The organism is Paenibacillus sp. FSL M7-0420 (assembly GCF_038002345.1).
Classification (GTDB): domain Bacteria; phylum Bacillota; class Bacilli; order Paenibacillales; family Paenibacillaceae; genus Paenibacillus_AQ.
Map to the genome: position 1 here is coordinate 1827893 of NZ_JBBOCJ010000001.1, position 12355 is coordinate 1840247.

At 53.9% G+C, this 12355-nt stretch carries 9 protein-coding genes; 6 read left to right on the forward strand and 3 right to left on the reverse strand.

Annotated features, from left to right (window positions below; all coding sequences use genetic code 11):
- Positions 1–326 precede the first annotated feature (326 nt).
- Both MKX51_RS07755 and MKX51_RS07760 read right to left on the reverse strand, forming a co-directional pair.
- Positions 327–1394 (reverse strand): phosphodiester glycosidase family protein, encoded by a 1068-nt coding sequence (locus MKX51_RS07755; RefSeq protein WP_340991940.1) that lies wholly within the window; start codon positions 1392–1394, stop codon positions 327–329.
- Positions 1391–1798, reverse strand: coding sequence for a hypothetical protein (locus MKX51_RS07760; protein ID WP_036722356.1), 408 nt, complete (start codon positions 1796–1798; stop codon positions 1391–1393). The genes MKX51_RS07755 and MKX51_RS07760 overlap by 4 nt, the downstream gene beginning before the upstream one ends.
- Positions 1799–2167: 369 nt before the next feature.
- Here MKX51_RS07760 and MKX51_RS07765 point away from each other — a divergent pair, with 369 nt between their 5' ends.
- From MKX51_RS07765 to MKX51_RS07785, 5 genes are all read left to right on the forward strand, one after another.
- Positions 2168–2824, forward strand: coding sequence for a response regulator transcription factor (locus MKX51_RS07765; protein WP_340991942.1), 657 nt, complete (start codon positions 2168–2170; stop codon positions 2822–2824).
- Positions 2825–2891: 67 nt separating this feature from the next.
- A complete protein-coding gene (locus MKX51_RS07770) occupies positions 2892–4109 on the forward strand; it encodes an aminotransferase-like domain-containing protein (protein WP_340991944.1) in 1218 nt (405 codons plus the stop codon).
- A 266-nt stretch (positions 4110–4375) separates the two neighbouring features.
- Complete coding sequence (locus MKX51_RS07775) at positions 4376–5833, forward strand: glycoside hydrolase family 1 protein (RefSeq protein WP_340942527.1); 1458 nt, start codon at positions 4376–4378, stop codon at positions 5831–5833.
- Positions 5834–6080: 247 nt separating this feature from the next.
- Positions 6081–6932, forward strand: a complete 852-nt coding sequence (gene licT, locus MKX51_RS07780; protein ID WP_340942525.1) for a BglG family transcription antiterminator LicT — start codon at positions 6081–6083, stop codon at positions 6930–6932.
- Positions 6933–7170: 238 nt separating this feature from the next.
- Complete coding sequence (locus MKX51_RS07785; RefSeq protein WP_340942523.1) at positions 7171–9069, forward strand: beta-glucoside-specific PTS transporter subunit IIABC; 1899 nt, start codon at positions 7171–7173, stop codon at positions 9067–9069.
- Between the two features lie 292 nt (positions 9070–9361).
- Here the strand turns inward: MKX51_RS07785 and MKX51_RS07790 are convergent, their stop codons facing one another.
- Positions 9362–10252 (reverse strand): DUF2161 family putative PD-(D/E)XK-type phosphodiesterase, encoded by an 891-nt coding sequence (locus tag MKX51_RS07790; RefSeq protein WP_340991947.1) that lies wholly within the window; start codon positions 10250–10252, stop codon positions 9362–9364.
- A gap of 171 nt (positions 10253–10423) precedes the next feature.
- Between MKX51_RS07790 and MKX51_RS07795 the strand changes: the two genes are divergently transcribed.
- On the forward strand, positions 10424–12319 hold the full coding sequence (locus MKX51_RS07795) for a PrkA family serine protein kinase (protein ID WP_340942520.1): 1896 nt from the start codon (positions 10424–10426) through the stop codon (positions 12317–12319).
- Positions 12320–12355: the final 36 nt, after the last annotated feature.

Below are 12355 nucleotides of genomic sequence, written 5' to 3' on the forward strand. Positions count from 1 at the left end.
ATGCTGGTTGGACTCGGCTTCAGTGAATAGTGAAGAACACAAAAAGAGCGCCGCACACATCAGTGCGGTGCTCCTTTTTGTGGTATACGTCCATCAGATTGTTCGCGGAGGGCGTGTCACAGCCCCTTAGTCTTGTCGTCGTTGTAGGAAGAAGTAAGAATACCAGCCAGAAACAGTACAAATACCAGGGTCACGATCCAAAAAGTCAGGGAGAACGACATGCAGGCACCTCCATTATTGACGATCTTCGTTACCCTGAGTATACCCTTTTAATCTGTAAAAATAAATGAAAATGTGATATTTAGCATTGACGGTTATACTCGGAATTACTTGAAGAACAAGAAATTGGTTGGGACGCGGCGCAAATTGCCGTCGGAAGGTCTGTTTATGACCTTGCCGCGGAAAATCATGGACGATGAGCCGCCGCCGTCCAGGTTATAAGCATCGATGACGCCGAGATTGTACAGCTTATCCTGCAGCTCAGCCAGTGTAGCTCCCGAGTTACCGTTCTCGTTATATCCGTCAGCGACCAGAATCAGCAGCTGATTATCCTTGTAGTTACCGATGATGGTCCGCGGTGCCCGCTTCGGGGCCAGCTGCCATTTCAGCGGAATGGCTGTCTTGCTCTGATTCTTCAGCAGCACAGGGACAAAGGTTGCTCCGAATACCGGCTCCAGCTGATCGAGCTGGTCACGGCTGGTGAATTTGCCGCCGATCAGCTGGCCGGATTTGTTCAGGCCGACGAAGCTGAGATCCTTGTAGCTGGGCTCGAAGCCGTACAGATATTCTCCGCCGACGATGGTGGTCGAGAGCGGATAACGCTTGCCGTTCTGATCAGCGAAGCCGCCGGCATTAATACCGGCCGAGGCACCGTAGCGGTTCACGGCCTGCAGTGTGGTCTCGGAAGCGCCCGTGCCGTCACCGGCCAGGCTCATCTTCATGGCTGAGGAATCCTTCAGCTTAATCTTCATTGCGTATGCTGTATAGTTGCCGGGGTTCAGCCGGTATAATTCAATGGTAATCCGGTCGCTGCTGATCACATCGGCAGGAATGCCGAGCCGGGAACTAATCCGGCGGTTGTAGATCCGCTCAGGACGGGAGGTCTGGGCCGTTGCTGTGCTGACCAGTGCGTTCATAGCGTTCGTGGTCTGCTTGTAGAGCTGTGCGCTGGTACCGATAGAGTCTATGGTGTAAGCGGCATAGCTCTTGGCCACAGCCAGGTCCTGCTTCAATTGCGCGGTTTCATTCACGGGTCCGGGGTCAGCTGCGAAGGGGGCGGTATTCAGCTTAAGCTCAAGCGGAGGCTGGTACAGCCACAGACAGAGCAGCAGTCCGAACAATGGAGCGGTCAGGAGCATGAAGAACCGGTTCACTCTTTTGACAGGAGTCATCATTTCAGCAGATCCATCTCTTTCTTGAGCGTATCAAGCTGTTTCTTGACCTCGCTTAATTGCGTGTACAGCTTGTTGCTGTTGTCCGTCTTGTTACTGGCATTATCCTTGGTGAAGGTCAGCAGCTCGTTGAATGTCTGCACGGTGCTCTGAAGCTCCTTCACTTGTTCTGACAGGACGGCGATCTTCGACTCGTAGTCGGTCTTCAAAACGGTAAGCTGCTGCTGGCTTTGAGAGCCAAGCTCGCTCAGCACCTGATCCTTCAGATGATTGGTGTAGCTGTACACGGCGTATACGCCGGCTGTGATCATCAGAATCCAGAACAGTAGAAACCATTTGACGGACGAGCCGCTTCTCTCTGCACTCCGGCGAGAGTGTACCCGGGTCGATTCCGCTAGCGGTTGCATTTCATCACCTCAAGCCATATTTTTCAAGATAAGAATTTACATGTTTCGGGGTCCCCGCAAAGTATCTGAGTAAACATTGAAGCCAAAGCCTCACTTTGTGGGGTTATTTTTCAAGTCCTCATTCTATCAGACTTTCAGGTTTTTCGCAAAAGTGAAAGAGCCGCGCAGAAACGACAAAAAGTAATTGCATCCTGTTAAACTACTGCGATACAATTTCTATAGATTGGAATATCTGATGGACGTATTCAAGGTAAAAGTAGGAAGAATAGACTTATGACAGCATAGATCCTTGCTTGCGTGTTGACGGGAAACGCTTACAGCGCTTTCCATTCTGGAAAATTATATAGATAGCAGGAGGTCTGGGCATTAATGACGAAGGTCTGGCAGGTGGTCATCGTGGGATGTCATCCCACAAGTATGCTGGGAACAAAATTAATTCTGGAAGATGAGGAGGGACTGACGGTAGACGGCATGTTCGCTACCTGGGAAGAATGTCTCGCGGGCATGGAGGAATTAAGGCCTGATCTGGTGCTGAGTGATTATCAGATGCACGATGGAACCGTAGAACAGGTGCTGCCGGATATGAAAAAAAGCTCACCTTGCTCCCACATTATTATCATGACGGAGGAGAACGATAAGGAGATATTCCTGCCCCTGATTGAACTGGGAGCGAGCGGGGTATTGTCGAAGGGAGCCACTCCGGGTCAGCTTCTGCAGATGATCCGCGGCATCCGTGAAGGGTTCCTCTCCATTCCGCTGGAATGGATTGAAAAGGGCTTCCGTCCGGTAGCCTCCTCCAGAGGACTGGAAGGCGTCTTGCAGCTGACACAGACGGAGATGTTCATCATGGAACGCATTGTGCAAGGAATTACATACGACAAAATCGCACTTGAAATTGAAGTCAGCCGCCGTTCGATTGATAACTACCTGCGCAAGATTTATGTGAAGCTGGAAGTATCGACAAGAGCGCAGGCGATTGAGAAGTTCGCGCTTTTCTCAAGACAGAACAAGCAAATCTACGCATAATCCCTGTATTACGACATAATAGCATCAGGACTGGAATATTCTTAAACCAGATAAAGGGGGGAAGCGTATGAAGTATGAGTTTTCATCGCGCGCACATACATTGTTATCTTCACCGCTGCTGAGTATCCGTAAGGAGACACGCCGGGGTACGCTGATCTCGCTGGCCGAGGAGCTCCCGGCTGAAGAATTATTTCCGCTGTCACTGCTGTCTGAGGCGGCATCCACCGTAATCTCCACAGATGCAAGTGCGCTGCAGTACGGGGAGCCTGAAGGGTATGGCCCGCTCCGCGAATGGCTGACCGGAGACTGGCTCCGCAGCAAAGGAGTGGCGGTAGCCGATGGCGGAGTGCTGCTGACAACGGGCAGCCAGCAGGCCATTGACCTGCTGTGCAGGGTATACATTGATCCCGGGGATCATGTGCTGGTTGAGAATCCGACTTCACCCGGTATTCTGCAGGCGCTGCGCATGCAGGGAGCCGTCATTATTCCGGTCCAGGGGGATGGAGACGGCCTGCTGCCGGATCATCTGCGCCGAACGATCCGCAGCTATAGGCCCAAGATGCTGTTCGCTGCGCCAAGCTTCACCAATCCCAGCGGAGTGCTCTGGAGTCTTGCCCGGCGGCAAGAGATTCTGGAGCTGTGCATCTCACATAATGTGCTGATCGTAGAGGATGATTCCTATGGCGATCTGCACTTCCAGCGGAGTGAGGGGCATCCCTCCAAGAAATATCCTACTCTATACGCGTTGGAGAATGTCAGCGAAGGCGGGCATGTGCTATACATCGGCTCCTTCAGCAAGACGGTCGCGCCGGCGCTGCGGACGGGCTGGGCGGCGGGAAGCCGCGAGCTAATCGGCATGATGGCTGCCGCCAAGCAGATGGCGGACTGGCAGTCCAGCTCGCTGAACCAGCGGCTGCTGCATCATCTGCTCAGTGTGTCGGCCTTTGATCTGCGGGAGCATATCGCTCTGCTGAACCGCGAATACAATACCCGCCTGAAGCTGATGGCGGAGCTGCTGAAGCGTCCGGCCTGGAAGAACAGCGTCTACGACATGCCGGCCGGCGGCATGTTCCTCTGGGTATCGCTGCCTGAAGGCCTGGACGCGATGGCTCTGCTGCGTGCTTCGCTAACCAAGGGGGTAGCCTTCCTGCCTGGTCCGCTCTGCAGTGTAAGCGGAGGCTCGGACCGCATCCGGCTCAACTTCAGCCATCCCGGCCGTGATGAGCTGCTGCTGGGAATGAACCTGATGAGTGAAGCGGTGACCGAGTTCACGGCGCGCAGCTAGGTGAGAAGGAACGGGCGCAAATATGGCTTCACGGAAATTGAGCGGATTTTCATTTGAATTTTACCGGATGCTATGTTAGGCTGGAGTCAATTAAATCTTCCATAAACATATCGTTTACTGGATTGTTACTGGCCGTGCCAGGCAAAACCTAAACTGATGGTGACTGATTTGAACCCGTTCACCGGGCTCGATGATCTTGCCATAGGTTTAGGTTTTTCTGTTATATAGGCCATGCAGAAAGATCATAATGAAAAGGGGTAAGGACTATGGCTACAGTACTTAACGGATTTCCTGAGCATTTCTTATGGGGCGGCGCAACCGCTGCCAATCAGCTGGAGGGCGCTTTTGATCAGGGGGGCAAAGGGCTGTCTACGGCAGATATGATCGCCTTCGTGCCCAAGGATAAGCGCACAGGGGATCATTCCATGGAGATCTCTTCGGAGCGTATCGCCCGGATTCTTGCCGGAGAGACGGATGACTGGTTCCCGAAACGCGAAGGCGTTGACTTCTATCACCGCTACAAGGAGGACATTGCTCTATTCGCCGAAATGGGCTTCAAGGTGTTCCGGTTGTCGATTAACTGGGCACGGATTTTCCCGAACGGCGATGATGCCGAGCCTAACGAGCAGGGGCTGCAATTCTACGACGATGTATTTGATGAACTGTTGAAATACGGCATTGAGCCGCTGGTTACTCTCTCGCACTATGAGACTCCGCTCGGTCTTACACAGAAGTATAACGGCTGGGCCAGCCGTGAAGTGATTGGCTTCTATGTGAAGTATGCTGAGACTGTATTTACACGTTACCGGAAAAAAGTGAAGTACTGGCTGACCTTCAACGAGATCAATGTCATGCTGTTTAGCCCGTATACCGGAGGCGGTATTCTTACAGACCGCGTGGAGAACAAGCTGCAAGCGGTCTTTCAGGGGCTGCACCATCAGTTTGTAGCAAGCGCCTTGGTCACCAGACTGGGACATGAGATTATTCCAGGCTCGCAGATCGGCTGTATGCTGGCCCGTATGGAGAGCTACGCGAATACCTGCAATCCGGCGGATGTGCGTAAGAGACAGCAGGAGGACCAGCTGAATCTGTTCTTCACGGATGTGCATGCGCGCGGTAAGTACCCGCGTTATATGAACCGTTATTTTGCCGAGAACCAGATTGAGATTATCCGTGAGCCGGGGGATGATGAGCTGCTTGCTGCGAATACAGTAGATTTCATCTCGTTCAGCTATTATATGACGCTTACGGTGTCTGCAGGTCCGGAGGGTGAGGCGACTGAAGGAAATCTGCTGGGCGGTATCAAGAACCCGTATCTGAAAGCCTCTGATTGGGGCTGGCAGATTGATCCTGTGGGTCTGCGCATTACCCTGAACAACCTGTACGACCGTTACCAGAAGCCGTTGTTCATCGTAGAGAACGGGCTGGGTGCCTATGACAAGGTGGAGGAAGACGGATCGATCCATGACCATTACCGGATTGATTATTTGCGGGAACACATCAAGGAGATGAAGGAAGCGGTTAAGGACGGCGTGGAGCTGATGGGCTATACGGCCTGGGGCCCGATTGACCTGGTGAGCATGTCGACCTCGGAAATGTCCAAGCGCTACGGCTTCATCTACGTAGACCTGGACGACACGGGAAGCGGCACGCTGAACCGCAGCAAGAAGGATTCGTTTGAGTGGTACAAGCAGGTGATTTCGTCGAACGGTGAAATATTGTAGGTGAAATGGGGCAAGCTTAAGAAGCACAGGCCTTAATAAAACGTTTTCATAAAAGTGTTGTCATATTTACAATGATATGCTAAGATGCTGCTACAGGTAGAATAACTGGATTGTTACTGTTCATTCAGGCAAAACCAGAAACGGGCACTCTTTTGATGCCGTTTTGGTTTTGCCTTTTTTAACACAATAATGTTGTATCCCCGCGCCTGCGGGAGATTATATTACTCTGACGGTGTAAGGTGATGGAATGAAAATTGCTAAGGTGCTCAACAACAATGTGGTCACCGTACTCGATGCCAGCGGGAAGGAACGGGTCGTAATGGGCCGTGGTATCGCCTTCAAGAAGCAGGCAGGGGATGCTGTTGAGGATGCTCAGGTCGAGAAGGTATTCGCCCTGGAGAATAAAGAAGGTTCACAGAAGCTGATGTCGCTTCTCTCGGAGATCCCGCTGGAATATGTGGAATGCACCGATGAAGTGATCCGTTATGCCGAGACGGTGCTCGGGGAGAAGCTGCATGACAGCATCTATATCTCACTGACGGACCATATCCATTTCGCCATCGACCGCCACCGTCAGGGGCTTCAAATCAAGAATGCACTGCTGTGGGAAATCAAGCGGATGTACCGCAAGGAGTTCTCCATTGGACTCAAGGCGCTGCAAATTATCGAGGAACGGCTTGGGGTTCTGCTGCCGGAGGACGAGTGCGCTTTCATCGCGATGCATCTGGTTAATGCGCAGATGAACGGTGAGATGCGGGAGACGGTAAGTATCACGAATATCGTGAAGGACATCTTGAATATTGTCCGGCGGAGCTTCCTGATTGAGCTGGATGAAGAATCACTCGGGTATTACCGCTTCCTGACCCATCTGAAGTTCTTTGCGCAGCGGGTGGTTCAGGGCACTCCGATGGAGGAGCGGGACCAGGATCATGCGCTGCATGATCTGGTCATGAAGCAGTACCCGGCTGCCCATGCGGTTGCGGTGAAGATAGCGGACTATTCCCGCAAGATATACAAACGGGTCTTGTCCAAGGAAGAAATATTGTATCTGACCATTCATATTGAACGGATTATCCGTAGTGGGGATATAACAGAATAATGTGGTGCAGGATTGCTACTCGATACAGAGGCAAAACCTAAACCCGGACAGTGCTGGAGGCAGAAGACTGCCTTTCCCCGCTGATCGGCGTTTAGGTTTTTTTAAATATAAAAATTTATATGTTTCACGCTATAAATTATCCTTCTATTTCTCGCTGAAACGGTACCGTCCTTTAAAAGGACGGCGAAGCCGTTTCTGCTTGTGCGGAAAACATACTACATCTAAGGAGCAACATCTTATGAATACAAAAGAGCTGTCCAAAGAAATATTGAAGCTTGTTGGCGGAGAAGACAATATCGATCAGGTAACCCACTGTATGACCCGTCTGCGCTTCAACCTGAATGACAACAACCGTGCGGACAAAGCGGCCCTGCAGAAGACGGACGGGGTAATGGGCGTGATGATTAACGGCGGGCAATTCCAGGTCATTATCGGCAATGATGTCCCGGTGGTCTACAATGAGCTGATTGGCAATATGTCCGTTTCTCCTGAGAAGAAGGCTTCCGCTGACAAGGTGGAGAAAAAGAAGCAGAATCCGCTGAGCAAGCTGTTTGACTTCATCTCGGGCATCTTCACACCGATCCTGCCGGCCATTACCGGTGCGGGGATGATCAAGGGGATTGTCGCCCTGCTTGTCGCAGTAGGCTGGATGGGAACGGAGAACTCCACGTATATCATACTATCGGCAATCGGGGACGGCGCCTTCTACTTCCTGCCGATTGTTCTGGCCATCAGCGCTGCCCGTAAGCTGGGAAGCAATATGTACATCGCTGCTGCGATAGGGGCGGCCATTCTGCATCCGACTGTCACCACACTGCTGGGGTCCGGAGAGCCTGTTACCTTCGCTTCACTGCCGGTGGTAGCTGCAACCTACGCTTCGTCCGTCATTCCGATTGTGATTGCCGTATGGCTGGCCTCCTATGTGGAAAAAGCCGTTGATAAAGTAACCCATGCTTCCCTGAAGCTGATTATCGTTCCGACGGTTACGCTGCTGGTCATTGTGCCGCTTACCCTGATTGCCGTAGGCCCGCTGGGAGTAATTATCGGGGATGGCCTGACTGGAGGGATCAGCTGGCTGTTCGAGAATACGGGATTGTTCGCAGGCCTGCTGCTGGGCGGAACCATGTCGCTGCTGATCATTACCGGGATGCACTATGCCCTGATTCCAATCATGATCGCATCCATTGCACAGCTTGGCTATGACTATATGATTCCGATTATGATGGTAGCGAACTTCGCCCAGGCGGGCAGTGCGCTTGGTGTCTCGCTGAGAACGAAGAACAGCAAGCTGAAGTCCCTCTCCCTGTCCACAAGTATCACGGCCTTCATGGGAATTACAGAACCGGCTATGTACGGTGTAAATATGCGTCTTAAGAAACCGTTCATCTCTGCCCTGATCGGCGGAGCCGCCGGTGGTGCGTTCCTCAGCTTGTTCAAGGTAAAAGCGTATGTCATCGGCGGACTCGCCGGACTCTCCGGCATTCCGATGGTTCTCGGTGCGACCTTTGTCTATTCGGTCATCGGCTTCGCCATCGGGGCGGCAGTTGCTGCGATTGTCACTTATATTCTCGGTTTCGAGGATGAGCCGGAAGCTGCTGCTGCGCCTGCGGTGACTCCTGCCGAGCCTGTAGTATCTGCCGCTAACACTACTGTAATGGGCGCTGCTGCTGAGTCTACGATGGTGAATCAAGAGGTATTCAGTCCGATTGCCGGAGCGGTGAAGCCGCTCAGCGAAGTGAGCGACCCGGCCTTCTCGGAGGAGATCATGGGTAAGGGGTATGCGATTCAGCCGTCCGAAGGCCGCGTAGTCTCGCCGGTTCAGGGAACGGTGTTCTCGCTCTCGAAGAGCGGACATGCCATTGGTCTGGTCAGCGACAGCGGAGCGGAAATGCTGATCCATATCGGCATCGACACGGTGAAGCTAAAGGGCCTGCATTTCTCGCCCAAGGTAACCGCCGGAACCCGGGTGGCTGTCGGCGATCTCCTGATGGAATTCGATCTGGCCCAGATCGAGAAGGCGGGCTATAGTACGATTACGCCGGTTATTATTACGAACATCCAGCAGTACCAGTCCATCCAGTCTGCTGGCGCCACCTCGGTTAAGGAGAAGGAGCTGCTGTATACGGTGCTTGCTTAGGGCGAGCCATGAGCAAATAAGCGAAGGGCTGGGGGCTTGGAGTGAATGAGCGAAGAGCAAGGTATAGAACAGTAGGATGTTCTAGAGTATAGATCAGGTAAGTGGATAGAGAAGGTACAAAGGAGTTGTCGCTCGCAGCAGGTCTGCGTGCGGACAACTCCTTTTTGGCTTGTATAGTTGCCGGAAGGGAAGGGAAGTAGGCCGGATGGGTGTGGAAAACTGTGTACAATGGTTGGGCAGTCGAGCGTGAACGCCTCATGGTTGCGTGAATGCCTATGTAAGGCGCGCGGGCCTACAGCTTGCCCGCGCTGATCTCCGCGATCGCCGAATACTCGATCAGCGCCGCTTGTCCGGCGGCCGTGAGCGTGTAGCGGCCACGCTGCACCCGGAAGAACCACGCATAGTAGTTCTTCTGCAGGATCGCAGCGGCGCCGGGCACGCCGCTGCGCTTCCGCAGCGCGGCGGGCGTGACGCCGCGCGCGCTCTCCGCCCGGCTGCGCGCAGCAGCCGGGCCCGCACCCGCAGCAGCGTCCTCCGCTGCTGCTGCGGTACCCGCGGCCGCCGTCTCCCCGGCGGCCAGGGCAGTGCCCGGCGCGCCGCTTAGCGCCGCGCGCCCTCCGCCGAGGCCGGCCGCTCCGGCGGCTTCGGCCTCCAGGGCCTGCAGCGCGAGTGCTACGCGCAGCGCCTTCTCGCGGTAGGCCGTCACGAGCTTGACGCGCGTGCTGCCGCCGGTGTTGTAGTCTCCGCTGCGCTCGCGGAACTCGTAGAGCAGTCGCTCGCGGCGGCGGACGGCGCTGCGGGCCTGCGGCGGCGCCTCGCCCGGCTCCGCGAGCACCTCGACGAGCGGGGCCTTCGTCTTGTAGAAGACGACGGTGATCAGCCCCAGGCCGAGCCGGCGGCACAGTCCGGTGAGCTCGCCCCAGCGCTGGTTGACTGCGCCCTTCTTCTCCCTGACGCGTTCTACCGCGAGGTAGACGTTAGGGCTGAGGCGCAACCGTTCAATCCCCTGCAGCAGCAGGGCGAGATTGAACGATTTTTTCATCTCCACAATGAGCGGCTGCTCCTCGTCCTCCCGGATGCCCACCAGATCACAGGTCCGCACCTCACCCTTGATGTCATAGCCTTGCCGCTCAAAAAAACTCTTCAAAGGAGCATACAGCTCCGTCTCCTGCTTGATCGCCATTCTGTATTCACTCCTGCCCTGAATTGCAGCGTAATTATTCTATAGAAATCATGATTCTCTATTATAGCACAGCAAAAAAGAGGTCAACTATTCCGGGCTCGCCGCATAGGTATGTAATACACTTTCTAAGCTTGGTGGAGCAAGTAGGAGCGCAAGAGGAGGCAGCGAGCCATGGATATTTTTGAGCGTATAGCAACGCATCGGGCTGAGAACAACCGTTTGGCGTGGAGCGGCACTTTCAAGGACTATATAGAACTGCTTAAAGTAGACCCTTCTCCCGCCAAAACGGCTCATTCCCGCGTATACGACATGATCAAGTCACACGGCGTCGAGGACATTAACGGACGTAAACGGTATAAGTTTTTTGAACAGGAGATCTTTGGACTGGATCGTGCGGTGGAAAAGCTGGTGGAGGAATACTTCCATTCCGCAGCCCGGAGGCTGGATGTACGTAAACGGATTCTGCTGCTGATGGGACCGGTCAGTGGAGGAAAGTCCACCCTGGTCACGCTGCTGAAGCGCGGCCTGGAGCAATATTCGCGCACGGATGCGGGTGCGGTGTATGCCATTGAGGGCTGCCCGATGCATGAGGACCCGCTGCATCTGATTCCGCTGGAGCTGCGGCCTGAGATCGAACGCGAGCTGGATGTACGGATTGAAGGCAATCTCTGCCCGTCCTGCCAGATGCGGCTGAAGAATGACTACCAAGGGGATATTGAACGTGTGGCGGTTACCCGGGTGCTGTTGTCCGAAGAGGAGCGGGTAGGGATTGGTACATTCAGCCCTTCCGATCCGAAGTCGCAGGATATCGCGGATCTGACCGGCAGCATCGACTTCTCCACCATTACCGAATTCGGCTCGGAATCCGATCCGCGGGCCTACCGCTTCGACGGGGAGCTGAACAAGGCCAACCGCGGGATCATGGAATTCCAGGAAATGCTGAAATGTGACGAGAAGTTCCTGTGGAATCTGCTGTCGCTGACTCAGGAGGGCAACTTCAAGGCCGGACGGTTTGCGTTAATTTCGGCGGATGAGATGATTATTGCCCACACGAATGAGACTGAATATAAATCCTTCATCTCCAATAAAAAGAACGAAGCGCTCCAGTCCCGCATGATCGTCATGCCGGTTCCCTATAATCTGCGCGTCTCTGAAGAGGAAAAGATCTACGCCAAGCTGATCGGCCAGAGCGATATGAAGCATGTTCATATTGCCCCTCACGCGCTGCGCGCGGCGGCGATCTTCTCGATCCTGACCCGGCTCAAGGAGAGCAAGAAGCAGGGGATGGATCTGATCAAGAAGCTGCGCATGTACGACGGCGAAGAGGTCGAGGGCTACAAGGAAGCGGATCTGAAGGAGATGCAGACCGAATACTTAGATGAAGGCATGTCCGGCATCGACCCGCGTTATGTCATTAACCGCATCTCCAGCGCCCTGATCAAAGGCGATCTGCAGTGCATGAACGCGCTGGATGTGCTGCGGGCAATCAAGGACGGTCTGGATCAGCATCCCTCGATTACGAAGGAGGAGCGTGAGCGTTATCTGAACTTTATTTCCATTGCCCGCAAGGAATACGATATTCTTGCCAAAAGTGAAGTGCAGAAGGCCTTCGTTTACTCTTTTGAAGAATCCGCCAAAACGCTGTTCGAGAATTATCTCGACAATATCGAAGCCTTCTGCAACTGGTCCAAAATCCGCGACCCGCTCACCGATGAGGAGATGGAACCGGATGAGCGGCTGATGCGCTCCATTGAAGAGCAGATCGGCATCTCGGAGAATGCGAAGAAGGCCTTCCGCGAGGAGATCCTGATCCGTATTTCCTCCTACTCCCGCAAGGGCAAGAAGTTCGAGTACAACAATCACGACCGGCTGCGGGAAGCCATCGAGAAGAAGCTGTTCACGGATCTCAAGGATATCGTCAAAATCACCACTTCCTCCAAGACACCGGATGAAAGCCAGCTCAAACGGATCAACGAGGTCAGCCGCCGCCTGATCGACGAGCATAACTACTGCCCGATCTGTGCCAATGAGCTGCTGAAATATGTCGGAAGCCTGCTGAACCGCTGACGGAGGCGGCTTCACGGATACTGGGGACCAGGGACT